Annotated in this window: 26 protein-coding genes; 10 read left to right on the top strand and 16 right to left on the bottom strand. The window is 65.8% G+C overall.

Features of this window, described 5'->3' with window-relative positions:
* The first annotated feature begins 75 nt into the window (after positions 1 to 75).
* Positions 76 to 852 carry a DODA-type extradiol aromatic ring-opening family dioxygenase gene (locus ACVWWQ_RS10725; protein ID WP_133947494.1) on the top strand — a complete coding sequence of 259 codons (777 nt, stop codon included), beginning with the start codon at positions 76 to 78 and terminating at the stop codon, positions 850 to 852.
* A gap of 52 nt (positions 853 to 904) precedes the next feature.
* Here ACVWWQ_RS10725 and ACVWWQ_RS10720 read toward each other — a convergent pair whose 3' ends face one another.
* The 3 genes from ACVWWQ_RS10720 to ypfJ all read right to left on the bottom strand — a co-directional run bounded on the left by ACVWWQ_RS10720 (position 905) and on the right by ypfJ (position 2,696).
* Positions 905 to 1,309 carry an ASCH domain-containing protein gene (locus tag ACVWWQ_RS10720; RefSeq protein ID WP_208321569.1) on the bottom strand — a complete coding sequence of 135 codons (405 nt, stop codon included), beginning with the start codon at positions 1,307 to 1,309 and terminating at the stop codon, positions 905 to 907.
* 35 nt (positions 1,310 to 1,344) lie between these two features.
* Entirely contained in the window at positions 1,345 to 1,731 is a 387-nt protein-coding gene (locus ACVWWQ_RS10715; protein WP_133947496.1) for a YkgJ family cysteine cluster protein, read from the bottom strand.
* A 104-nt stretch (positions 1,732 to 1,835) separates the two neighbouring features.
* Positions 1,836 to 2,696 carry a KPN_02809 family neutral zinc metallopeptidase gene (gene ypfJ, locus ACVWWQ_RS10710; RefSeq protein WP_099653611.1) on the bottom strand — a complete coding sequence of 287 codons (861 nt, stop codon included), beginning with the start codon at positions 2,694 to 2,696 and terminating at the stop codon, positions 1,836 to 1,838.
* A 123-nt stretch (positions 2,697 to 2,819) separates the two neighbouring features.
* On the opposite strand from ypfJ, the gene ACVWWQ_RS10705 reads away from it, so the two are divergent.
* Positions 2,820 to 3,212 (top strand): MAPEG family protein, encoded by a 393-nt coding sequence (locus ACVWWQ_RS10705; protein ID WP_099653612.1) that lies wholly within the window; start codon positions 2,820 to 2,822, stop codon positions 3,210 to 3,212.
* A 2-nt stretch (positions 3,213 to 3,214) separates the two neighbouring features.
* On the opposite strand, the gene ACVWWQ_RS10700 is transcribed toward ACVWWQ_RS10705, so the two are convergent.
* Entirely contained in the window at positions 3,215 to 3,991 is a 777-nt protein-coding gene (locus ACVWWQ_RS10700; RefSeq protein ID WP_133947498.1) for a class I SAM-dependent methyltransferase, read from the bottom strand.
* Positions 3,992 to 4,181: 190 nt separating this feature from the next.
* On the opposite strand from ACVWWQ_RS10700, the gene ACVWWQ_RS10695 reads away from it, so the two are divergent.
* Entirely contained in the window at positions 4,182 to 4,994 is an 813-nt protein-coding gene (locus ACVWWQ_RS10695) for a CPBP family intramembrane glutamic endopeptidase (RefSeq protein WP_133947500.1), read from the top strand.
* Here ACVWWQ_RS10695 and ACVWWQ_RS10690 read toward each other — a convergent pair.
* The 7 genes from ACVWWQ_RS10690 to ACVWWQ_RS10660 form a co-directional block, all read right to left on the bottom strand.
* Positions 4,984 to 5,556, bottom strand: a complete 573-nt coding sequence (locus ACVWWQ_RS10690; protein ID WP_133947502.1) for a Maf family nucleotide pyrophosphatase — start codon at positions 5,554 to 5,556, stop codon at positions 4,984 to 4,986. The genes ACVWWQ_RS10695 and ACVWWQ_RS10690 overlap by 11 nt on opposite strands.
* A 25-nt stretch (positions 5,557 to 5,581) precedes the next feature.
* Positions 5,582 to 6,031 (bottom strand): GNAT family N-acetyltransferase, encoded by a 450-nt coding sequence (locus tag ACVWWQ_RS10685; protein ID WP_133947504.1) that lies wholly within the window; start codon positions 6,029 to 6,031, stop codon positions 5,582 to 5,584.
* A 22-nt stretch (positions 6,032 to 6,053) separates the two neighbouring features.
* Positions 6,054 to 6,524: a 23S rRNA (pseudouridine(1915)-N(3))-methyltransferase RlmH gene (gene rlmH / locus ACVWWQ_RS10680; RefSeq protein ID WP_133947506.1), complete on the bottom strand. Its 471-nt coding sequence runs from the start codon at positions 6,522 to 6,524 to the stop codon at positions 6,054 to 6,056.
* A 197-nt stretch (positions 6,525 to 6,721) separates the two neighbouring features.
* Positions 6,722 to 7,114 (bottom strand): ribosome silencing factor, encoded by a 393-nt coding sequence (rsfS, locus tag ACVWWQ_RS10675; RefSeq protein ID WP_099653618.1) that lies wholly within the window; start codon positions 7,112 to 7,114, stop codon positions 6,722 to 6,724.
* Positions 7,115 to 7,218: 104 nt separating this feature from the next.
* On the bottom strand, positions 7,219 to 8,286 hold the full coding sequence (locus tag ACVWWQ_RS10670) for a nitronate monooxygenase (protein ID WP_133947508.1): 1,068 nt from the start codon (positions 8,284 to 8,286) through the stop codon (positions 7,219 to 7,221).
* Positions 8,287 to 8,410: 124 nt separating this feature from the next.
* Complete coding sequence (locus ACVWWQ_RS10665) at positions 8,411 to 9,097, bottom strand: DUF1345 domain-containing protein (RefSeq protein ID WP_133947510.1); 687 nt, start codon at positions 9,095 to 9,097, stop codon at positions 8,411 to 8,413.
* Between the two features lie 22 nt (positions 9,098 to 9,119).
* Positions 9,120 to 9,395, bottom strand: a complete 276-nt coding sequence (locus ACVWWQ_RS10660) for a GNAT family N-acetyltransferase (RefSeq protein ID WP_133947512.1) — start codon at positions 9,393 to 9,395, stop codon at positions 9,120 to 9,122.
* Positions 9,396 to 9,544: 149 nt separating this feature from the next.
* Between ACVWWQ_RS10660 and ACVWWQ_RS10655 the strand changes: the two genes are divergently transcribed.
* Entirely contained in the window at positions 9,545 to 9,970 is a 426-nt protein-coding gene (locus ACVWWQ_RS10655) for an OsmC family protein (RefSeq protein WP_133947514.1), read from the top strand.
* Between the two features lie 8 nt (positions 9,971 to 9,978).
* Here ACVWWQ_RS10655 and ACVWWQ_RS10650 read toward each other — a convergent pair whose 3' ends face one another.
* On the bottom strand, positions 9,979 to 11,067 hold the full coding sequence (locus ACVWWQ_RS10650) for a 3-deoxy-7-phosphoheptulonate synthase (RefSeq protein ID WP_133947516.1): 1,089 nt from the start codon (positions 11,065 to 11,067) through the stop codon (positions 9,979 to 9,981).
* 232 nt (positions 11,068 to 11,299) lie between these two features.
* On the opposite strand from ACVWWQ_RS10650, the gene ACVWWQ_RS10645 reads away from it, so the two are divergent.
* The 6 genes from ACVWWQ_RS10645 to ACVWWQ_RS10620 all read left to right on the top strand — a co-directional run bounded on the left by ACVWWQ_RS10645 (position 11,300) and on the right by ACVWWQ_RS10620 (position 18,705).
* Positions 11,300 to 12,229 carry an oxygenase MpaB family protein gene (locus ACVWWQ_RS10645; RefSeq protein WP_133947519.1) on the top strand — a complete coding sequence of 310 codons (930 nt, stop codon included), beginning with the start codon at positions 11,300 to 11,302 and terminating at the stop codon, positions 12,227 to 12,229.
* Positions 12,230 to 12,281: 52 nt separating this feature from the next.
* On the top strand, positions 12,282 to 14,156 hold the full coding sequence (locus ACVWWQ_RS10640; protein WP_208321570.1) for a 3'-5' exonuclease: 1,875 nt from the start codon (positions 12,282 to 12,284) through the stop codon (positions 14,154 to 14,156).
* 244 nt (positions 14,157 to 14,400) lie between these two features.
* The gene (locus ACVWWQ_RS10635) at positions 14,401 to 16,575 is read left to right on the top strand and encodes a TonB-dependent siderophore receptor (protein WP_457383389.1); all 2,175 of its coding nucleotides are present in this window, start codon (positions 14,401 to 14,403) and stop codon (positions 16,573 to 16,575) included.
* Positions 16,576 to 16,584: 9 nt separating this feature from the next.
* Positions 16,585 to 16,857 (top strand): hypothetical protein, encoded by a 273-nt coding sequence (locus tag ACVWWQ_RS10630; RefSeq protein WP_133947521.1) that lies wholly within the window; start codon positions 16,585 to 16,587, stop codon positions 16,855 to 16,857.
* Complete coding sequence (locus tag ACVWWQ_RS10625; RefSeq protein WP_133947523.1) at positions 16,857 to 17,120, top strand: hypothetical protein; 264 nt, start codon at positions 16,857 to 16,859, stop codon at positions 17,118 to 17,120. The genes ACVWWQ_RS10630 and ACVWWQ_RS10625 overlap by 1 nt, the downstream gene beginning before the upstream one ends.
* Positions 17,121 to 17,130: 10 nt before the next feature.
* On the top strand, positions 17,131 to 18,705 hold the full coding sequence (locus ACVWWQ_RS10620) for a PepSY-associated TM helix domain-containing protein (RefSeq protein ID WP_133947525.1): 1,575 nt from the start codon (positions 17,131 to 17,133) through the stop codon (positions 18,703 to 18,705).
* A gap of 45 nt (positions 18,706 to 18,750) precedes the next feature.
* Here ACVWWQ_RS10620 and nadD read toward each other — a convergent pair whose 3' ends face one another.
* Genes nadD through leuS form a run of 4 tightly spaced genes read right to left on the bottom strand, consistent with a single transcriptional unit; the run spans position 18,751 to position 23,782 of the window.
* Positions 18,751 to 19,416 (bottom strand): nicotinate-nucleotide adenylyltransferase, encoded by a 666-nt coding sequence (gene nadD / locus ACVWWQ_RS10615; protein WP_133947527.1) that lies wholly within the window; start codon positions 19,414 to 19,416, stop codon positions 18,751 to 18,753.
* Between the two features lie 36 nt (positions 19,417 to 19,452).
* Positions 19,453 to 20,463, bottom strand: a complete 1,011-nt coding sequence (gene holA / locus ACVWWQ_RS10610) for a DNA polymerase III subunit delta (protein WP_133947529.1) — start codon at positions 20,461 to 20,463, stop codon at positions 19,453 to 19,455.
* A complete protein-coding gene (locus tag ACVWWQ_RS10605; protein WP_133947531.1) occupies positions 20,463 to 21,011 on the bottom strand; it encodes an LPS assembly lipoprotein LptE in 549 nt (182 codons plus the stop codon). The genes holA and ACVWWQ_RS10605 overlap by 1 nt, the downstream gene beginning before the upstream one ends.
* Before the next feature lie 5 nt (positions 21,012 to 21,016).
* On the bottom strand, positions 21,017 to 23,782 hold the full coding sequence (gene leuS, locus ACVWWQ_RS10600; RefSeq protein ID WP_133947533.1) for a leucine--tRNA ligase: 2,766 nt from the start codon (positions 23,780 to 23,782) through the stop codon (positions 21,017 to 21,019).
* Positions 23,783 to 23,880: the final 98 nt, after the last annotated feature.

Raw genomic sequence — 23,880 nt, 5'->3', positions numbered from 1 at the left:
GTTCGGGATCGAAGCATCGGCAAACCGTTGCCGCGTCACCATGATGGTGGTGTCGATCCCAACCGAGCATGCCGCATGACCACCCTGCCCAGCCTCTACATTTCGCACGGTTCGCCGATGACGGCCTTGCGGCCCGGCCTGACCGGCACCCGGCTGACCGAGCTGGCTGGCACGCTGCCCAAGCCGAAGGCGATCGTGATGGCCAGCGCGCACTGGCTGTCGCACCGGCCACAGGTCGGAACGGCGATGGCACCGGAAACCATCCAAGACTTTCGCGGCTTCCCGGCCGCTTTGTACGAGTTGCGCTACCCGGCCCCCGGCGCACCCGTACTGGCCGCACGGGTCATGCAGCTCCTGGCGGAGCTGGCCCCGGTTGCCAACCCCGAGCGTGGCCTGGATCACGGCGCATGGGTGCCGCTGCGGCTGCTGTACCCGGACGCGGACATTCCCGTCGTGCCGATCTCGATCCAGCCCGAACTCGGCCCCGCCCATCACTACGCCTTGGGGCGGGCGCTGGCGCCGCTGCGCGACGAAGGCGTGCTGGTGATCGGTTCGGGCAGCATCACCCACAACCTGCATGACCTCGGCGCCGGCTACAGCGCCGAGCGGCAGGCGCCGTACGTGAAGCCGTTCATCGAGTGGATCCAGCAAAAGCTCGCCAGCAGCGACGTCGAAGCCCTGCTCGACTACCGCCGTCAGGCGCCATTCGCCGAACGCGCCCACCCCACGGACGAACACCTGCTGCCGCTGTTCGTGGCGCTGGGTGCCGCCGGCGCACAAGCCCATGCGCAGCGCATCGACGCCGGCATCGACATGGGCCTGCTGGCGATGGACATTTATCGGTTCGGCTGACGCACGCGAAGGCCCGGCGCCGAATGGTTGAGCCATGAGTCCGGGCGGGGATTCAGGCTGCGAACGTGCGCGCAACCACTTCGACCAATTCGAAATGCAGCGCCACGAATTCGAAGTCGTCATGCAGCGCCAGATGCGGCAGGCAGCGCACATGGCAGTCCTGAAACTCGCGGGCGCTGGCAAATGTTTCACCGCGCCAGACCTCTTCCGGAATGTCCCCGAACTTGAAGACATGCACCTTGGTCGCCTTGATGATGCAGCGAAGCCGCTGCTTCAAGTCATAGACTTCAATGAGGTCGCCCGCGGCATAGCTGCCATCGCCGTACTCACCATACGGCTGGTAATAGTCTTCCACCGTATCGGCCGTGACGGTTTTTCGACCCTCCATGACACTGCATGGGAGGCTGTCGTCGTTCTCGTCGGCGCCCCAGAAGTTGAGTCGCTTTCTGCGGTTCATGGCGTCCTCGGAAGGGATCATTCGCCGCGCAGGCATCAGGCGCTCTGCGGCATCGGCGGATCACCGGCATTGAACGGATCCAGCCAGTCTTCCGGCGTCAGCACGGCCATCCCATGCGCGATCCGCGCCTTGTCGCACTGCGGGCTGATCACTCCGAACTCCCACGACGGCTGCACTTCACGGCACACGGAGGGTCGTTGCGCGTATATGCCGCAATGCGCTGCCTCACCGACGACGCCGTGCAGGGCAACGCAGCGTGACGGCTCGGAATACGTGCCGCGCATCACCACCCGGTGCGGGTCGAGCTTCTCGACAAGGTCCTGCGGCACGCTGCCGCCCAGGAAGGGGTCCGTTTCGGACCAGTGAAACGCCACGCGAAAATGGGCGCAACAAGCACCACAGCGCAAGCAGGGATGTTCCATCGAGCGGACCAGAGCGCACCCCAAGGCGCGCAGCCTGCGGATTTTAGAACGACGAAGGCCCGCTGTGCAGCGGGCCTTCGTCTGGATGCCAGTGGCAAACCCGCCTAGGGTGTGCCGGCAAAGGTATTGCACTGGGCCATGTCGCCGCTGGCGAAGCCGGTCTTGAACCACTTCACGCGTTGCGCCGAGGTGCCATGAGTGAACGTGTCGGGACGCACGCGGCCTTGTGCCTGCTGCTGCAAGGTGTCATCGCCGATGTGGCTGGCGGCATTGAGCGCCGAATCGATGTCGCCCGGCTGCAGCCAGTTGAGGTCCTTCTGGCTGTGGTTGGCCCACACCCCGGCGTAGCAATCCGCCTGCAATTCCTGCCGCACCGACAGACCGTCCGCACCATCCATCGGCGCACCGTTGCGACGCGCCTGGTCGACCTTGTCGAACACGCCGGTCAGCTTCTGCACGTGATGGCCAACTTCGTGCGCGATCACGTAGGCACGGGCGAAATCACCGGACGAATGCAGCTCGTCCTGCAATTGCTGGAAGAACGCCACGTCGAGGTAGACCTTCTGGTCACCGGGGCAATAGAACGGACCCACGGCCGTGCTGGCACTGCCGCAGGCGGTGCTCACGCCACCGCTGAACAGGTGCAGTTTGGGCTCGACGTAGGTGGCGCCATGCTCGCGAAAGATCTCGCCCCAGGTCTGTTCGGTCGAGTGCAGCACCGCGCTGACGAAGTCCTTCTGCTCGGGGTCCACTTGCGCCGGCACAGCCTGGCTCGACGCGCCGGACTGGGCACCGCCCTGGTCCAGCAGAGCCATCGGATTCTTGAAGAAAATCCAGCCGATCAGGCCAAGTACCACGATGGTGCCCAGTCCCATGCCACGACCACCACCGAAACGTCGGCCACCACCGCCGCCACCGCTGTCGATTTCGACGTTGCTGCTGCTGCCGCCCTTTCTCCAATCCATAAGTCCCTCGCTGTGCCTGTAGGTGCGCCCCTCGCGTCGCGCTGGAACGATAGCGCGCCGCCCTGCATCGCGCCATGTCGCGCAACGCGGCTAAAGTAGATCACCCTTCGTGAGGATTTCAGCATGATCCACCTGCCCGCCCTGGTAACCCTGCTCACCGTGCTGCTGCTGTTTGCGACCATGTGGGCGGTGGGCCACGCCCGCGGAAAGTACGGCGTGAAGGCGCCAGCCGTCACCGGTGACCCAGCGTTCGAACGCGCCTACCGTGTGCAGATGAACACGCTGGAGGCCACGGTGATGTTCCTGCCGACGCTTTGGCTGGCAGCTCATTACGGCTTCACGGGCTGGGCCGGGATCGCGGGCCTGGTGTGGCTGGCCGGGCGGGTGTGGTACGCACTGGCCTATCTGCGGGACGCCAGCAAGCGCGGGCCCGGCTACCTGCTGAGCATGCTCGGCTGGGCCGCCATCCTGGTGATGGCCTGCATCGGCGTGGCCCGCGCCATGATGATCGGCTGACCTCAGCCGGGAGCGCCGGGGGCCACCGCGCTCAACACCCATAGCCGATGCGGTACGGCCATCGGCTCACTGGCATGACGGGTGGCCAGCATTTTCGTCAGTTCCGCATCGAAACGCTGCACCTTCGCTTCGTCCAGGCTGGCGCCCACGCCGGCGCTGGCGCGAATGCGCCCGCGCCAGTCGGCGTGACTGTAGGGAACGTCCACGTCGACTGACCGGGTACGCAGATCGCTGAAGCCGGCTTCGGCCACATCCTTGAGCCAGGCCGGATACAGGCCGCTGCCGCTGTGCATGGTCCAGCCGGTGTTGTAGGCAAGAATCAGCCGCTCGGTGTCCTGCACCATGTTGCCGTTCAAGGGCAGCCAGTCGAAATGCGCGATGATGAAGCGGCCACCCGGTCTCAGCCATGTGCGCACCAGCGAAGCCGTGCGTGCCCGTTCGAACCAGTGCCAGCATTGGCCTGCCGTGACCACGTCGAACGAGGCCGGTTCGAAGTCGGCGTTCTCGACCCGTGCACGCACCTGCTTCACCTGCACGCCCGCGACACGGTCCATCTCCGCAGCCTGCACCAGCAACGGGGCGGAATGATCCAGCCCGGTAACGTCGCAGCCGCTCAGTGCCAGGCCGCGGGCGACCGTGCCCGTGCCGGTACCCAGATCAAGTACCGCATTGCCGGGATGGACGCTGCCATCTCCCAGCAAACGTTCGAAAAAGATCCCGGGAAAGCCCGCCCGATGGCGCGCGTAGTCGCCAGCCGTCCTGCCGAAGTCGATCGTCATCAAACCCCCTGTCAACGCTGGCGACGCAAACTTGCCTTGGCATGGTAGCGGGATACCCCCACCCCGCAACCCATCGCCACGACGCTTCCGACAATGGATGGATTGCACGCGCCTCGTCGAGCACACTAACCGGGCAGCGCGTCGGACTTGGCGCCGACACCCCTCTTTTCGCAAGGCACGATGAAAACGCATGGAAGACCGCTCCACCCAGATGTTCCCGCCTCCGCTTTCGGCTCCATTCGTACAACGCGCAGCGCCGCCGGGTCTGGTCGCTGCGGCAGGGCTCATCGCCGGCTATTTTGCGCTGCAGTTGCTCACTGGACTCGTGGCTGCCCTGGCGATCATGGCGGTCGGCATGCTCCATCAGCCAACACACGATCTGCAGCTCGGGCTCGACAGGATTCTTGATCAACCCACCATGCAGGCATGGCTGGCCATCGCCTCGCTTGGCGTCGCGGCACCGGTCACCTGCTGGCTGGCCTATCGGCAATGGCAGCCCTGGTGGTCAACCGGCCAACCACCGGGACTGGGTTTCACACAATCATGCAGCGGATGGTTTTTCGCGCTGGCGGCGGGCATTGGACTGCTGGTGCCATGGCTGGGCTCGCTGCTGACAGGGTGGCTGGCGCACGGCCTTCCGGTGACCCAGAACATCCAGCAGATCGGCGGCCAGACGCCACTGGCACCGCGCATCGTGCTCGCACTGGTGGTGGTCAGCCTGGGGCCGGTGGTCGAGGAACTGCTGTTTCGCGGCGTCCTGTTTTCGGCGCTGACCCGACGCTGGGGCGCCGGTTGGGCGGTGGGCATCAGCTCGCTGGTGTTCGCGCTGGTCCACCTCCCCGGCCTGGATTACCAATGGTATGCGTTGCCCAATCTGTTGCTGCTCGCCTTGCTGCTCGCCATGCTGCGCCTTCGGTCCGCGTCGATATGGCCCGGGGCGGTGGCACACGGCCTCAACAACCTGATGGCCGTGGTCGGCTGGTTCGTGGCGGTCAAGGCGTGATGATCCCGCCGCGGCGCAGCAAGCGCGCCGTCTCGAACAGCGGCAGTCCCATCACGCCGGAGTAGCTCCCCGCCAGATGCTCGATCATCGCCGCGGCACGCCCCTGGATGGCGTATGCGCCGGCCTTGCCGAACGGTTCGCCGGTGGCAACGTAAGCGTGGATCGCCGCGTCGTCCAGCGTCGCAAAGCGGACCGTGGACAGGCACGTTTCGCTGCACTCCCACTCCTGGCCGACCAGCCAAAGCGCCGAAATCACCGTATGCGCGCGGCCGGCCAGCCGACGCAGCATCGCCGCCGCATCCTGCGCATCCCGTGGTTTGCCAAACACCTCGTCATCCAGCACCACTTCGGTATCCGCTCCCAGTACCCACGCCGTCGGCGCATCGGAAAGCGCCGCCAGGCCTGCGCAGGCCTTGTCACGGGCTACCCGGCACACATAGTCCCGTGGTGACTCGCCGATCTCGCGCTGCTCAGGCACATCGACCTGGACCACGACGAACTCCACGCCCAACTGTTCAAGCAATTGGCGGCGACGCGGCGATTGCGAGGCGAGATACAGCATGCAAACTCCAGAGGACGCGGAGGTTTCAGAGCGTCAGGCCGTACTCGCAGAATTGCGAGTCACGACGCCAACCCAGGGATTCGTACAAGGCCTGGGCCGGGACATTGTCCAGCGCGGTCGACAGGGACAGGCTGGCAGCTCCCAGCCCGCGCGCATGCTCGGCTGCCGCGCCCAGCAAGGCCTTCGCCACACCGTGACGACGAGCCGGCACGCTCACGAACAGGTCATTGAGGAGATACGTGCGCACCATGCGCACCGACGAAAACAGCGGATACAACTGGGTGAATCCCACGCCGTCGCCCTGCTCGTCCAGCGCCAGCAGGATCAGGGATTCGTCACGGGCAAAGCGCGCCGCCAGAAACTCGCGTGCCCGCAACCGTTCCGGCGGCTGGCCGTAAAACTGCCGATAGTCATCGAACAACGATGACAGCACATCGAGATCGAGCATGTTTGCCTGACGAATCGAGAAGATCATGTGGCACGCGCTCCGTGGAAGGTCAGGCACGGTGATAGGGGTGGCCACTCATGATGGTGGTGGCGCGATACAACTGCTCGGCCAGCACCAGCCGGACCAGCATGTGCGGCAAGGTAAGCGGGCCGAGCGACCAGCGTTGATCCGCGCGCTGCAGCACTTCCGGGGCGTGTCCGTCGGGACCGCCGATGAGGAAGGCCAGGTCACGACCCGCCATGCGCCATTTCTCCAGCTGGGCAGCAAGTTCCTCGCTTGACCAGGTCCGGCCTCGACCATCCAGTGCAACCACGTGGATGTCGTGCGGCAACGCCGCCAATATCGCCGCGCCCTCGTCCTGGATCGCCCGCGCATCATCACGGCCCTTGCCGCGGATGCCCGGCTTCAGTTCGATCAGCTCGAGCGGCAGCTCATGCGACAGCCGCTTGCGATATTCGGCAAAGCCCTCGGCCACCCAGCCGGGCATGCGTTCACCAACGGCGATCAGACGCGCGCGCATGATCGCCGTCGCGTAAACAAAAGTTGGCGCGCAGCGCCCTCGTTCGCCTCCTCTCCGCTGAGGGGAGAGGATTGAGGTGAGGGGCCACGCTGGCGCAGAGCCCCCATCAAAGACACTCTTCGATCAGCCATTTCGCGAGCACTCGCCCCTCATCCGCCCTTCGGGCACCTTCTCCCCGTCGGGGCGAAGGAAAAACGTCAGCCAGCCTGGGCAGCTTCGGCGTCGACTTCGTGGCCTTGATCACCGACCGTCCACAGCCGCTCCAGGCCATAGAACTCGCGAATGCGCGGCAGCATCACATGGACGATCACGTCGCCCAGATCCACCAGCACCCACTCGCCTTCGGTCTCGCCTTCCACGCCCAGCGGCATCACGCCCGCCTTCTTGGCGAATTTGGCGACTTCGTCGGCAATGGACTTGACGTGGCGGGCGGAAGTGCCCGAAGCGATGACCAGCAGATCAGCGATGGAGGTCTTGCCGCGGACGTCGATCTCACGCACGTCCTTGGCTTTCAATTCTTCCAGCGCGTCGATGACCGACTTGCGCAGGGTGGCCGTGGTGACGGACTTGTTCGTGCGGGCAGTACTCAAGAGGGAGGGCCTCAGTGGGTGAGAGCAGCGCGAAATGGCGCGGGCGCAGTATAACCGGCCTGCCACGATGACACCTCAAGGGCCGGCAGAGCGCCGTGCCGCGGTCAATGCGCCAGCGACCGCCTGGCCAGGCGGTACTCATGCATCAGTCGCGCCACAAGCTCGGCCGCGGGTTGCGGACGCACCAAGCCCGCAGCCTGGCCGCACCACTCGGACAACAGGTCGCCGCGCCCCGCTTCAGCAGCGGCGCGGCGCAGCGGCGCGGTGAGCGCATTCAGGATCGGGTACGGCAGACCCTGGGTGGCCTGGGGCATGGCCTCGACGAAGCGATTGCGCCGGCCGCGGGCCGCGCGGCCCGAGAAACCCAGGATGGTGGTGACCTGGTGCGCCTCCACTTGAGGCAGGTCCTGCTTCCAGGCGTTGGCGGCCGCACTTTCCGGGCAGGTGAGGAACGCAGTGCCGAGCTGACTCGCCGCCGCGCCGAGCACTTCGGCGGCCAGCATGCCCCGTCCGTCCATGATGCCGCCGGCAGCGATCACCGGAATGTCGACCGCACGCACGGTCAACGGCAACAGGGCGAACAGGCCGATCATCGCGTCTTCGGCCTCGTGCAGGAAGGTGCCACGATGGCCGCCGGCTTCGGCGCCCTGCATGGACACCGCGTCAGCGCCGGCATCGGCCCAAGCCCGCGCCTCGGCCACCGAGGTGGCGGTGCCGATCACGTAGATGCCGCGCTGATGCAGCTGGTGCATGTGCGCCGGACTGATCACGCCGAACGCGAAACTCGCCACCGCCGGACGCGCTTCACACAATGCAGCGAACTGGTCGGAGAAGCGCGGCGCCCAGCGCGTCGGCAGACGGGTGCGCACATCGAGGCCTTCGCGCGCCATCAGCGCATCGAGCTGGTCACGGGCTTTCGCCACCGCCGTCATGTCGGCGTCGAACTCATCGGGCAAGACGAACAGGCCGATCGCATGGGGACGATCACCCAGTGCGCGGATCTGCGCGGCCTGGTCGAGTATCGCCTGCGGCTCCAGATAACCCGCACCGAGTGAGCCCAGCGCGCCCGCGTTCGACACCGCCGCCACCAGCGCGGGTGTGGTTGACGCTGCCATCGGGGCCTGGATCAGCGGGTGCTCGATGCCGAGTTGGCTGGCGAACGCGTCGGTCATGCCGGTGGCCTGCAGGAATGGTGAGACCAGTATCCAACCTCGCGCCGGCCAACTGAAGCGCACGCCGGAAAAGTGCCCGGCGGTGCCATCTGCCGCGCCACCGCGTTACCTGATCAGGTCAGCCTCACTGCCCGGCCACGATGTTCACCGTGATCGCGATGATGAACACGTTGAAGAAGAACGCGATCACGCTGTGCAGCAGGGCCACGCGACGCAGGTAGTTGCTGGTGATCTGCACGTCGGAGACCTGGAAGGTCATGCCGATCACGATGGAGAAATAGGCAAAATCCCAGTAATCCGGGTCGGGGGTCTCGGGGAACTCGAGCCCTTCATGCTCCTCGCCCAGGTCGCCGTAATAGCCGTGCGCGTAGTGGACCGCGAACATCACGTTGAGGAACAACCAACTCAGGATCACGCTCGGCACGCTGACTAGCAGATCCAGCAGACCACCGCCCTTGGCCGCATGCAGCTCCAGCGTCAGCGCCCCCAGCACCACGGCGGACAACAGCACGCCACCAAACAGCACGCTCCAGCGTCCGGTATCGATCGCCTTGGCCTGTTGCCGCATCGTCGCCGGCACCGCCTGGTTGAACAGGTGCGCCAGCAATCCCAGGAAGATCACCGCAGCGAGGTCGAAGCCGAGCAGCAGCGCTTTCGGCAGCGCCAGTCCGGACACCAGCAAGCCGCCGACCGCTGCCAGGAAAATCAGCAGGGAGACCACCGTCCATGGGCGTCCCTTGGCGAATCCCCAGGGACGCCAGCGGCGTGCCTTTGGCAAATCGCCGTCGTCCTGCGTCGAGCGCTGGCTCATGGATCACTCCGCGGGTAGAAGTTCAGGCCAGCACGTCGGCGTAGGCCGGATGCCGTTGCGTCCAGCTCGCAGCATAGGAGCAGGCAGGCACGACTTTCCACCTTTCGGCGCGCGCAGCATCGAACGCCGCCTGCACCAGCGCCGAGGCGATCCCGCGGCCGCCCACTTCCTTTGGCACGCCGGTGTGGGTGATCGTCATCACGCCCGCGGCGAGGGTGTAATCAAGCTCGCAAGACGCACCATCCACCTCGACATGGAAACGATGGGCGGCGCGATCGTGCTGGATGGCGAATGACATGGCGACTCCCGCGGACGAAGGGACAAACGCCAATCGTACGGCCAGAGCAGCAACAAGGCGTGAAGTCCGTACACCGATTCATTCGCGCCAGCTGCATGGATGATCGGGCATGGTGCGCGTTCGTCCCGTCATCCGCGCAGGAGGTTTCCATGAAGAAGTCCGCATCCGCCCACTGGTCCGGAGGCATCAAGGACGGTCAGGGCAGCATTTCAACCGAGACCGCTGCGCTGCGCGACGCGCCGTACGGGTTCAAGTCGCGCTTCGAGGACGGCCCGGGGACCAACCCGGAGGAACTGATCGCCGCCGCCCACGCCGCCTGCTATTCGATGGCGCTGTCGCTGGGCTTGGGCAATGAGGGCCTGACCGCCGACAGTATCGACACCAAGGCCATGGTGACCCTCGACAAGGACGGCGACGGCTTCTCGATCACCGCCGTCCACCTCGACTGCGAGGCCAAGGTGGCGGGGACCGACGCAGCCACGTTTGACCGCATCGCGCAGGCGACCAAACAGGGCTGCCCGGTGTCCAAGGTACTCAAGGCCACCATCACGCTGGACGCGCGACTGAAGCACTGAGCACGGCCTCAGGCAGCCGCCACCTCGGTCGCCAGTGTCGCCGCTTCAAGCTGGCGACGCTGGCGCACTGACTGCGCCAGCCGCTGCAGCACCTGCACCGAACTGTCCCAGTCGAGGCAGCCATCGGTGATGCTCTGGCCATGGCGTAGCGGCTGGCCCGGCTGCAGCTCCTGACGGCCGCCGAGCAGATGGCTTTCCACCATCACGCCGAGAATGCGTCGCTCGCCCGCAGCGATCCGCGCGGCGATGTCCTCGACCACCTGCGGCTGATTGTCGGGATTTTTCCCGCTGTTGGCGTGGCTGGCATCAATCATTAGCTGGAGCCGCAGCCCGGCGTTGCCGATGACGGCGCAAGCGGCATCGACGCTGGCCACATCGTAATTCGGCAACTTGCCACCGCGCAGGATCACGTGGCAGTCGCCGTTGCCGCGAGTGGTCGCCACGGCCGCCTGGCCGTCCTTGGTCACCGCCATGAAATGATGCTCCTGCCCGGCCGCCTGCACCGCATCCACCGCGATCCTCACGTTGCCGTCGGTGCCGTTCTTGAAGCCCACCGGGCAGGACAGCCCCGAGGCGAGCTCGCGATGCACCTGGCTCTCGGTGGTCCGCGCACCGATCGCGCCCCACGCCACCAGATCGGCAATGTATTGCGGCGTGATCATGTCGAGGAATTCGCAGCCCGCCGGCACGCCCAGTGCATTCACGTCGCACAACAGGTTGCGCGCCATGCGCAGGCCCTTGTCGATCCGGAAGCTGCCATCGAGGTCGGGATCGTTGATCAACCCCTTCCAGCCGACTGTGGTGCGCGGCTTTTCGAAGTACACCCGCATCACGATCTCCAGCGCATCACCGAGCTCGCGCCGCAACGGCGCCAGTCGGCCGGCGTATTCCAGCGCGGCACGGGTGTCGTGGATCGAACACGGTCCGATCACCACCGCGAGGCGGTCGTCATCGCCGGCAAGGATGCCGTGCAGTGCTTGCCGCGAAGCATCCACCGTGGCCATCGCCGCATCGGTGGCGCTGCAATCACGCATGACTTCGGCCGGGGTGCTGAGGCGGGTGATCGCGCGAATGCGCAGGTCGTCGGTGGTGTGCATGGCAGCTCTCCTGGAAGATTTCAGGCGGCCATGAAAAAACCGCCCTGGAATGGCGGTTCGGTGTGGTTCTGTCGATCAGTTCAAAACGATCGCGCCCGCGCCGCCGCCGTTGGCTTCGGATAGCCGTAAAACCAGAAATACAGGCGGGCGGTGGCGGAATGCATGCGGTCATTGATAGCACAACCGGCGCTCGCCGCAAACCGCATCTCTTTGCGGACGCTAGACTGTCGCCATGCCTTCGCCCCTCCACGTGCTTCGCCAACCGATCCGCCAGTGGGTACTGCGCGCCTTTCCGCGCGCCGACACCGGCAGCCTCGACTACGACCATCCGCACGGCGATCCGGGCCTGTTCGGGCCGGACAGCGCCACCTGGCGCGTGCACTCGGACTTCCCCGGCATGCTGGCTGGCGGCCTCGCCGCACTGACCTTGCAGACCTTGCATCCACTGGCACTGGCCGGCGTCTGGGACCACTCCAACTTCCGCGGTGACCTGGTCGGCCGGCTGCGCCGTACCACCGCCTTCGTCGGCGGTACCACCTACGCACCGCGAGTGCAGGCCGAGGCGCTGATCGCGCATGTGCGGCAGATCCACGACCACATCACCGGCCACGGCGAAGATGGACGTCCATACAGTGCCAACGACCCCGACTTGCTGACCTGGGTGCACGTCAGCGAGGCGTACTGTTTCCTGCAGGGCTATCGTCGCTACAGCCATATCGCGATGCCGGCCGGTGCCGCCGATCGTTATTACGACGAGGTGCGCTGCATCGCCGAGGCGCTGGGCGCGCGCGATGTGCCGGCCAGCGAACGCGAGGTCACCGCGTATTTCACACGTATCCAGCCGGAACTGGCGTACACCGAGCGTTCGCGCGTGGTGCTCGGCCTGCTGGGCGAAGTGCGACTGCCCGTGCCGGCGGCCGGCCTGTCGCGTGACCTGTTTCTGCTTGCCGGCAGCGCCCTGCTGCCGGGCTGGGCGATCACGATGCTGGGCCGTTCATCGCACCAGCAACGCCGCGCCCGATTGGCGGCTCGCGCATTGTGGGCGGTGGCGCCGGTGTTCCGCGCGGCCCTGCACGATGGCATCGCCAGTCGGGCCTGTCGCCGCGTGGAGGTGGCTTCCGTGCAATTGCATCAATGGAATTCACCGCCCGCACGGGATTGACAGCCCCGCCCCATCGGCTAACGTCGTCGGGGAAGCTCAACCAGGGGTTCTCGTGGCAACACTCATTCCCAGCCGCAACAGCTGCCTGCCACGGATGACCGGCGGCGAGAAACGCGTCTCCGAACGGCTCGAACAGAAGCTCGAGGACGACTACCTGCTGTGGTACGACGTGCCGGTCGGGCTGAAGCAGCGCCATCCGGATTTCGTGATTTTCCACCCGCGCCGCGGCTTGCTGGTGCTGGAGGTGAAGGACTGGAAAGCCGACACCATCCGCCACGCCGACAGCACCCAGTTCACCCTGGTCACCGAGCGCGGCCTGATCAAGGAAAGCAGTCCGCTGCTGCAGGCGCGCGCGTACGCGCTGGAAATCGGCGTGGTGCTGGAACGCGATCCGGCGTTGCGCCACCCGGAAGGCTCGCGCCATGCCGGCAAGCTGATCATGCCGTGGGCCTGGGGCGTGGTGCTGGCCAATATCACCCGCAAGCAGTTCGACGAAGGCTCGCTGGGCGAGGTGCTGCCCGAACATCTGGTGATCTGCCGCGACGAGTTGTACGAGACGGTCGAGGCCGAAGCGTTCCAGGAGCGGTTGTGGGCGATGTTTTCGCAGGTGTACCCGGTGGCGCTGACCCTGCCGCAGATCGACCGCGTGCGCTGGCACCTGTTTCCCGAATTGCGGGTGGAAGCCGGCAGCGGCCAGTTCGGCCTGTTCGGACCCACCGATGCCGCGGTGCGGCCGCTGGAGATCCCTGACCTGATCAAGGTGATGGATGCCCAGCAGGAGCAGCTGGCGCGTTCGCTCGGTGGCGAGCACCGGATCATTCACGGCGTGGCCGGCTCCGGCAAGACGATGATCCTGGGTTTCCGCGCGATGCAACTGGCGCGTGAGCTGGTCAAACCGATCCTGGTGCTTTGCTACAACAAGGTCCTTGCCGCGCGACTGGAACAGCTGATCGGCGAGCGCGGTCTGAGCGAGAAGGTGCAGGTCTACAACTTCCACAAGTGGTGCCGCAAGATGCTGGTCGCCTACAACGAACCGCTGCCAGCCGGCAGCGGCAAGGCTTTCGTCGAAGCGCTTCCGCCGGCGGTGATCGCCGGCGTGGATCGCGGCCGGATTCCACGCGCCCAGTACGGCGCGGTGCTGATCGACGAAGGCCACGACTTCGAGCCGGACTGGTACAAGCTGATCGTGCAGATGATCGACCCGGAGACCAATTCGCTGCTGGTGCTGTACGACGACGCGCAGAACATCTACGGCCACCCGAATCGCCGCAAGATCAGCTGGAAAAGCCTCGGCGTGCAGGCCCAGGGCCGCACCACCATCCTCAAGCTCAATTACCGCAACACGCTGGAAATCCTTTCGGTGGCGCGTGTCTTCGCGCAGGACCTGCTCGCCTCGCGCAGTGACGAGGCCGATGGCGACGGCGTGCCGCTGATCGCGCCGGAAAGCGCCGGCCGCCGCGGTGCCGTACCCGAACTGGTGCGTACCGACACCGCCCGCGGGCAGATGGATGTGCTGATCGCGCGCCTGCGTGACGAGCACGCGCATGGCCGGCCGTATTCCGACATGGCGGTGATCTACCGCAACCAATGGGAAGGCGACAAGCTGCACGAAGTACTCAAGCGGCTGGACATCCCCAGCCGGCTCGCCGACAACGCCGGCAAGCAGACCCTGTTCGTGGTCGAGGACAGCATCAAGCTGGTCACCATGCACTCCAGCAAGGGACTGGAATTTCCGTTCGTGATCATCCCCGGCATCGGCGGCCTGCCCAAGGAAGGCCAGACCGAAGCCGACGAGGCACGCCTGCTCTACGTCGCCATGACCCGCGCCACCGAACACCTGTTGCTGATCCACCACGACGATTCGGTATTCAGCAAGCGCATTCGCGACTCGATCAACGACGTCACGGCGCAGCTGGCCGGATCCTGAGCAACGCTGCCCCGCGTCACTGCGCCGCGGGGCAGCGGCGGCCATCCGGTTGCCGGACAAGCCGGCCATCACTACAATAAGAATCATTCTCACTTGGTGACGGGCCGGGTACGCGTTGCAGTCGGCACGCGTCGGTCGTCATCCGGTGCAGAACCACAGCCATCGCGCGAGGGCGGCCAGGTCGACTCCTGATCCGCATCGGCGCGTGCAGCCGATTCCCGCCAACCTGCCCACAAGGCTTCCGATGTCATCGCTCCCCTCCCTGCCTCATGCGAGCGCGAACGTGCGCCGCCATCCCATGCTGCCGCGCGCGATTCGCCTGGCGCTGTCCGGCTTGCCGTTGCTGGCCGCATTGATCGCCACGAGTGTCGCTGCCCACGCGAACGACAGCGACCCGCAACAGAAGGCGGCGACCCCGCTCGAAGGCGTGCAGGTCACCGCACCGATCGCCAGGGACACCGACTCGGTGACCAAGACCGATACGCCGATCATCGAGATCCCGCAGTCCGTCTCGGTGATCACGGATGAACAGATGAGCCGGCGCGGCATCCAGGGCATCGAGGAAGCGGTGTGGTACACCGCCGGCGCCCAGGGCGGCGGCTACGGCCCCGACTCGCGCAGCGACTGGCTGCTGGTGCGCGGCTTCACCCCCGCCCGCTACATGGACGGGCTGGCGCTGGCGGACGGCTCGGGCACCGGCATCACCCGCATCGAACCGTACGGACTGGAGCGGCTGGAAGTGCTGAAGGGTCCCTCCTCGGTGGTCTACGGCGCGATGCCGCCGGGCGGCATGATCAACATGGTCAGCAAGCGTCCGACCGAGCAGCCGCTGCATGAAGTGGGCGTCGAGGTCGGCAGCTTCGACCTGCGCCAGGCCACCTTCGATTTCGGCGGCCCATTGAACGATGCGGGCACCGTGCTGTATCGCCTCACCGGCCTGGCGCGCAACAGCGACACCATGGTTGATCACATTAAGGACGATCGTTATTACCTCGCCCCGGCACTGACCTGGAAGCCGAGCAACCAAACTTCGCTGACCGTGCTGTCGCACTTCCAGAAAGCCAACACCGCTTCGGGCGGCGGCTTCCTGCCCGCCTCGGGCACCTTGCTGCCGAACCCCAACGGCGAGATTCCGCGCAACCGATTCACCGGCGAACCGGGCCAGAACGACTACGACAAGTCGATCGCCTCGATCGGCTACGAGTTCCACCACGACTTCGCCAATGGTCTGGCATTCAACCAGAACCTGCGCTACGGCAAGGCGGACGTGGACAACAACGGCGGCAACGTGGGCGCGTTCGGCCTGCTCGGCGACGGCCGCACCCTGCTGCGCTACCTGTTCCCGAACGAGAACCACACCCGAACCGTCGGCGTCGACAACAATCTGCAGTACATCTTCGACAGCGGCAGCGTGCAACACGTCGTGCTGGCCGGCGTGGACTATCGTCGTGCCAGGGATGACTATGCCTCGGCGTTCGACTTCAACGTCGCCGGGCTGGACGTGTTCAATCCGGTCTATGGCAGCCCGGTCACCGTTCCCGCTTACACCAGCCACACCGTGCAGACGCAGTCGCAACTGGGCGTCTATTTGCAAGACCAGATCAAGCTGGGCCGATGGGGCATCACGGTGGGTGGCCGCCAGGATCACGTGAAGACCGACACCGACAACCTGATCGGCGGTAGCACTGCGGGACAGACCGACGACGCATTCTCCGGCCGCATCGGCATCAACTATCTGTTCGACAACGGCCTGGCGCCGTACGTGTCCTGGTCGCATTCGTTCCAGCCCACCGTGGGCACCGACTTTGCCGGCAAGGCGTTCAAGCCCACCACCGGCGACCAGTACGAAGCCGGCCTGAAATACCAGCCGATCGGCAGCAACGGCTTGCTCACCGCATCCGTTTACCAGATCACCCAGCAGAACTCGCTGACGATCGACCCCAATCACGCGCTGTACCAGGTGCAACAGGGCGAGACCCGCCTGCGCGGCATCGAACTGGAAGGCCGCTGGAATCTCGGTGCCAACTTCAGCGTGTATGGCGACTACACATACAGCAACTCGAAAGTCACCCGGACCAACGACCTGCCTTCGCTGGGCAGGCAGATCGCCTTGCTGCCGAAGCAGCAGGCTGCGCTGGGCGCCGATTACACCGTCGTCGGCGGCCCGCTGTCCGGGCTCGGTTTCGGCGGTGGCGTGCGTTACGTGGGCGAGCATTACGGCGACATCCACAACGACTGGAAGACCCCCGCGTACACCTTGCTCGACGCGGCCGTGCACTACGAGACCGGCAGCTGGCGGTTGCAATTGAATGTGAGCAACCTCACCGACAAGAACTACGTTTCGGCCTGCAACAGTGCGGTCTGGTGCTACTACGGCTACGAACGCACCGTCACCGCCAGCGCGCGTTACCGCTGGTAAGTTGCCTGCATGATCAGCCTGCTGGCTTTCGTGTTCGCCGCGTGCTCCGCCACCGCGTGGTACGCCGCCTCGCCGCATTGCATGTGGTCGGCGCTGCGTGGCCGCCCGCGAGTGGCTCGCATCGGCGGGCTGGTGCTGGCCATGCTTTCATTGGCGCTCTGGATCAGCGCGCTCGGCCTTGCGGCCGGACTGCCCGCGATGTTGGTCAGCCTGATGCTGGCGCTGATCGTGCAGCCCTGGCTGGTCTTGTTCATCGGCGTCAGCACGGTGGAGAAGGATTGATGTGGGCGCGTGCCAGCGCCGGCGCAGTGCCGGGCTTTTTCTTTGCCGCCGCCGTCGTCGGACTGGTCGGCTGGCTGCTGCCCGGCCCGTGGCAATCGACCACGGTGACGGGTTTGCTCGCGTTCTTTCCGCTGTGGGTCGGCGTGATCTGTGCGGCGTTCCGCTTCCCCAGCGGCAAGTGCGCGTGGAGCTGGCTGAGCGCGTTGGCGCTGATGGGGCTGGTTCTGCTGTGGCTGCTGCAGACCTCCGGCTGGGTTCATTGAGATCGCCCGCATGAAACTGAAGCCCGCCACCCTGCGCACGTTCACCACCTTGCACTCGTGGGTGGGGCTGGTTGCCGGGTTCGCGCTGTTCGTGGCGTTCTATGCCGGCGCGATCACCGTGTTCCATCAGCCACTGCAGCAATGGGCGGCCGCGCAGCCGATGGCCACTAGTTCATTGGCCGACGCCCAGCATCTGCTCGACCAGGTGCTGGCACAACACCCCGAAGCCCGCGAGCACCTGGGCATGACCTTCCCCGGTTATGAACTGGCCGAGCCCACCGCTTACTGGCAGGATCGCCAGGGCCAATGGTTGTTTGCCACGCCGGGCCACCCGGCGGGTAGCGTCGAGCGTCCCGGCGCCAGCCTGCCCGAACTGGTCAACGAACTGCACTACACGCTGGGCATCCCGATCGCCGGCACCTGGCTGATGGGTATCGTCAGCCTGCTCTACGGCATCGCACTGGTATCCGGCTTCGTGATCCACCTGCCGCGGCTGATGAAGGACCTGTTCGCCTTGCGTCCCGGGCGCAACCTGAAGCGCTTCTGGCAGGACGCGCACAATGTGATCGGCGTGCTGAGCCTGCCGTTCCATATCGTGTTCGCGGTCACCGGCGCGCTGCTGTCGCTGCTGTTCGTGCTGATGCTGGCGCTGAATCCGCTGCTCTATGACGACAAGTTGATGGCCGCCTCGGCGGCGGTCATGGACACCGCGCCCATCGTGCAGAAGGCCGACCTCGCCCGGCCGTTGTTGCCGCTGGCGCGCTGGCGTGCACGATCCATCGAGGTGGCGCAGGATCAGGGCGTCAGCGGTTTCGTCCCCGGCTATCTGAAACTCGCGCACGCCGGCGACGCCCACGCCGTGGTCGAGATCACCGGCGCCGGCCCACGCGGACTCGGTGCCGGTGCCGTGGCGCTGGATGCCACCAGTGGCGCCTTGCTTGCCACGCAGTTGCCCGGCTCGCGCGACGCCAATCACGCGACGCTGGCCGCGGTGTACGCACTGCACTTCGGCGACTACGGCAACGTCGCGGTGCCGTGGCTCTATTTCCTGCTCGGGCTGGGCGGCGCGTTCCTGTTCTATTCCGGCAACCTGCTGTGGATCGAATCGCGACGCAAACGCCGGAAGACCGAACAAGGGCGCTCTTCGCTGATCATGGCGCGCGCCACCGTGGGTATCTGCATCGGCGTGTGCGTGGCGATTTCCGCGGCCTTCGTCGCCGCGCAGTTGCTGCCGTGGCTGGGCTGGAACGCGGCTGCGGGCGAACGCTGGATCTGCTTTGGCAGTTGGGCGCTGTGCGTGTTGTGGGCGTCGTGGCGTGCGCCGATACGCGCCGCGCAGGAACTGTTGTGGCTGGCCGCGATCGTCACCGCACTGGTGCCACTCGCGCACGGATCCGCCACCGGCGGATGGTTCTGGTGCAGCGCCGTCGCGGGCGATGGGGCCTTGTTTGCGATCGACATCGGCGCACTGGCGCTGGCGATCGGTTTTGCTGCATTGGCACGCGCCACGGCGCGACGCAGCCGCATCGGCGAAACCAACAGCGTGTGGGCAATCACCCGACCTCAAAGCCTTTCAACGCCGTAAAGCGGGCACCGTGAAGCAAGAACCACCGCGCAATGAGTACGCCGTCTACAAAACCGGCTTGCGGTAGGGACGCAACAAGCGATCGTCATCGAACAATCCGGCCGGCAGCAGGTAGCGCGGGTCACGTCCGGCGGCGAGCAGTTCGCGAATGCGCGTGGCGGAAATTTCCAGCGGGGTGACCGCCAAATCGATGACCTTGCCAGCGGGCAGCTTGCGCAAGTCCGCGGCATCGGCCACGCGCCGCCCCGCCACTTCGCCTTCCAGTTCGTCAGGCAGACGGGCGCTGACGCCGGGCCGGCTCAGCACGCCGATATGCGCCACGTCGAACAGTTCGCGCCAGCGGTGCCATGTGGCGAGGTTCGCAAACGCATCGGCACCGACCAGCCATACCAGCGCGCGATCGCCCTGCTCCGCGCGCAATTCTTGCAAGGTGTCGATGGTCCAGGACGGACCGGCACGCTCCAGTTCGCGCGTGTCCAGCGTGAGCCGCGACTGGTCTTGCAGCGCAGCACGCAGGATGGCCACGCGCTGCGCCGCCGAGGCGACCGGCGCAGCACGATGCGGCGGCACGCTGGCCGGCAGCAGGCGTACGTCGGCGTCCAGCAACTCGGCCGCTTCCCACGCCACGCTGAGATGACCCAGGTGCACCGGATCAAAGGTGCCGCCAAATAGCGCCAGGGGCTTGCTGGTGGTTTGTGACAAGAGGTTCATCCCTTCACCCTCCCCTGCACGCAGGGGAAGACGCGGTCATGCGAGCGCGCGGGCAGCACGCGGTTCGGCCAGCGCGGCGATCAGCCGTTCGGCCTCCTGCCATGGATTGCCCTGCTCGCGGCCCTTGACCATGCGGTCGATGCGCGAGGCACGGGCCAGGCACTGCAGCCAGTGCTCACGCGGGGCGCGGCGCAAGGCCTGACGGAAAAGATTCTCGCGCGCCTGCCACAGATGTTCGGCGCGAAACTGGGCGGCAAGATCCGGCGCATTCGCGAGGCGCAAGGCCAACTGCAATTGATTGACCAGCCAGCCCATCAACGCAAGCAGCTCGTCACCCTCCGAACGCAACCCGGCAAGGATGCGCAGCGCGCGTGCGCCGTCGCCCACGAACGCCGCGTCGGTAAGCTTGAACACGTCGTAGCGGGCGCTGTCCGCAACCAGGTTTTCCATGTCGGCCGCGCCGATGCGCCCTTCGCCATGCAGCACGGCGAGCTTGTCGATTTCCTGCGCGGCGGCCAGCAGATTGCCCTCGACCCGCTCGGCCAGCAGGGCCACCGCGTCCGGCGAGGCGGACAGGCGGCGCGAGGCCAGTCGTGCGGTGATCCAGCTGATCCACTCGTTCGGTCGTGGCGCGTTGAACACGACCATGGTGGCGCTGGCGTCGAGCTTCTTGCTCCACGCACCGTCGTGCTTGTTGCTCCACTCCATCGCGGTGATCAGCAAGGTAACGTCCGGCGGTGGATCGGCACAGAACGCGGTGATCGCCTTGGCACCCTCGGTACCGGGGCGCCCGGTGGGCAAGCGCAGATCGATCAATCGACGACTGGCAAACAACGACATCGCGGCACCGGAACGGGCCAGGTCGTTCCAGTCGAAATGCTGACCCACCTCAAGCACCTCGCGCTCGCTGTAGCCAAGCTGGCGCGCCTGCGCGCGCAAGGCATCGGCAGCCTCGAGCACCAGCAGTTGCTCGCCGGCCAGCAAATACACCGGCTGCAGGTGATCAGCGGCCAGCGCCTTCTGCCATTGGCCGGGATTGAGCGGCATCAGTGCGTGCTGGCAGCGCTGGCCGGCTCGGCCAGCTGGTGTTTGCTGGCGGCCTGCAGACGGAACAGGATGGCCTGCACCATGTCGTCGTTGAGGCTGCGCTGAAGTTCCTGCACCTGTGATTCATTGCCGACGGTGTTGCTGGCGTCGTAGCTGTACTCGCGCGACATGTCGATGCGTTGGTGCGGCAAGAGCGCGTGGCCGGCAGCGTCGTCCACTTCGAACTCGACGTGATAACGCACTGCAAACTCGCTGATTTGCACGTAGCCACCGGCACTCAATGTTTCGGTGCGGAAGACCGCCACTGGCACGCGAAGCTCGGCGATGCCCGGCCCGCCATTGTCCTCGACCGTGACATCGGAGGTTTGCAAGGCGCGGGTCAGCCGGCGCTCGAGTTCGCCGCCGCCACTGACGGCAAGGTGGACCCGCTGCATCTGTGGTGGCAGGTTCGCGTTCTGGCGCAGATGAAATCCGCAGGCAGACAGCGCCACCGCGAGCACCAGCAGCAGTGAAGCACGGAACAGGCGTGGCGCTTTCATTGAGATCATGGATTTCATCCTGCGACGATGTTGACGATCTTGCCGGGTACCACGATGACCTTGCGCACGGTCAGGCCTTCCAGAAAATGGGCCACCGGCGGTTGCGCCAGCGCCAGCGCCTCGGATTCTTCCTTCGACGCGCCGGCTGCAACCTCGATGGTAGCGCGCAACTTGCCGTTGACCTGTACCGCGAGGGTCAGCGTGTCGCGCACGAGCGCGGCTTGGTCCACCTGCGGCCACGACTGGTCTTCCAGCACGCTTTCGGGGTGACCGAGCACCTGCCACAACGCGTGGCTGACATGCGGCACCACCGGGTTCAACAGCAGCACCATCGCCTCCAGTGCCTCATGCCGTACCGCGCGGCCCTGCTCGCTCTGGTCGTTGAACTTGCCCAGCGCATTCAGCAGCTCCATCAGCGAGGCGATGGCGGTGTTGAACGCGTGGCGGCGACCGAAGTCATCGCTGACCTTCTGGATGGTCTGGTGCAGCTGGCGGCGCAGCGACTTCTGTCCGGCATCCAGAGCCGACGGGTCGGTCACCGGATGGTCAGGATTCGCGGCATGCGTGGTGACTTCGCGCCACAACCGCTTGAGGAAGCGGGCCATGCCTTCGACGCCGGCCTCGCTCCATTCCAGCGACTGCTCCGGCGGCGCGGCGAACATCGAAAACAGGCGCACCGTGTCGGCGCCGTATTTGTCCACCATGATCTGCGGATCGATGCCGTTGTTCTTGGACTTGGACATCTTCTCGGTGCCGCCGATCTTCACCGGCTGACCATCGGCCTTCAGCACCGCACCACTCACGCGGCCCTTGTCGTCGCGACGGATCTCGACCGCGGCGGGGTTGATCCAGTCCTTCGAGCCGTCGGCGTTGTCGCGGTAGAACGTGTCGGCGATGACCATGCCCTGGCACAGCAGGTTTTGTGCCGGCTCGTCCGAGTTCACCATGCCTGCATCACGCAACAGCTTGTGATAGAAGCGGAAATACAGCAGGTGCATGATCGCGTGCTCGATGCCACCGATGTACTGGTCGACCGGCAGCCAGTAGTTGGCGCGCGCGTCGATCTGCGCATCGGCACCCGGGCTGGTGTAACGCGCGTAGTACCAGCTCGATTCCATGAAGGTGTCGAACGTGTCGGTCTCGCGCTCTGCCGGGCCGCCGCACTGCGGACAGGTGGTCTTGCGCCACTCCGGATCGGCCTTGATCGGCGATTGCACGCCGCTGAAGGCCACGTCCTCGGGCAGCACCACCGGCAGCTGGTCTTCCGGCACCGGCACCGCCTCGCACTTCGGACAGTAAATCACCGGGATCGGACAACCCCAGTAACGCTGGCGGCTGACGCCCCAGTCGCGCAGCCGGAAATTCACCCGCCGCTGGCCACGCTCTTCGGCTTCGAAACGCGTGGACAGCGCATCCAGCGCCTGCTGGAAATCGAGCCCGTCGAACTCGCCCGAATTGACCAGAATGCCGCGTTCGGTGAATGCGCACTGCTCCATGACGCGTTGCTCGAAATCCTCGATCAACTGCACCGCGGAGCGGGTTTCGTAGGCATCGGCATGGCCGCCACCGAGGGCCGCACCCATCGAATCCGCGCCAAGGCCGCTGGACAGGTCATGGCCGATTTCGCGCACCGCATCAAGCACGCTGCGGTCGACCACCACCATCTTGATCGGCAGGCTGTAGCGCTTGGCGAATTCCCAGTCGCGCTGGTCGTGCCCGGGCACTGCCATCACCGCGCCCGTGCCGTAGTTCATCAGCACGAAGTTCGCCACGTACACCGGCAATGCCTCGCCAGTGATCGGATGGACCGCGCGCAGGCCGGTATCCATGCCGCGCTTTTCCTGCGTTTCCAGTTCCGCTTCGGACACCCCGCCCTGGCGCAGGTCGGCGATGAAGTCGGCCAGCAACGGACGCGACCGTGCCGCGTACTGGGCCAGCGGATGCTCGGCCGCGATCGACAGGAACGTCACGCCCATCAGCGTGTCCGGACGGGTGGTGAACACCTTGATCGGCTCGACCGGCGTTTCGTCGTCATTGACGTCGAAACGGATCTCCAGACCTTCGCTGCGACCGAGCCAGTTGCGCTGCATGGTCTTGACCGCATCGGGCCAGCCCGGCAGCGTGTCCAGGCCATCCAGCAATTCCTGCGCGTAATCGGTGATCTTGAGGAACCACTGCGGAATCTCGCGCTTCTCGACCACCGCGCCCGAGCGCCAGCCGCGGCCGTCGACGACCTGCTCGTTGGCCAGCACGGTCTGGTCGATCGGGTCCCAATTCACCACCGCGTTCTTGCGGTACGCCATGCCCTTCTTCAGCAGGCGGGTGAACATCAGCTGTTCCCAGCGGTAGTACTCCGGGCGGCAGGTGGCGAACTCGCGGGTCCAGTCGATCGCGTAGCCAAGCGATTTCAGCTGGCTGCGCATGTGCTCGATATTGGCGTAGGTCCACTTCGCCGGCGCGGTATTGTTCTTGATCGCCGCGTTTTCGGCGGGCAGGCCGAACGCGTCCCAGCCCATCGGCTGCAACACGTTCTTGCCCTGCATGCGCTGGTAGCGGCTGATCACGTCGCCGATGGTGTAGTTGCGCACGTGGCCCATGTGCAGCGCGCCGGACGGATACGGCAGCATCGACAGGCAGTAGAACTTCGGCCGCGTGTCGTCTTCAACCACTTCATACGCGCGCTGCGCGGTCCAGTAATGCTGGGCGGCGGCCTCGACGGCCTGCGGGCGATAGCCGTTTTCGTCCTGATCGGGAGTGGTCGGGGCTTGGGTGTCCTGCATGATCATGCTGCCGTATGCGGTGGTTGCGAGCCGACGAAAGCCGGCTTGAGGGAACTGATCAGACTAGCCCAGCACGGGCCGGTCGCCAAGCAGTGAAC

This window comes from Rhodanobacter sp. TND4EL1, assembly GCF_054061035.1.
This window is presented reverse-complemented; position numbering and strand designations above follow the sequence as displayed.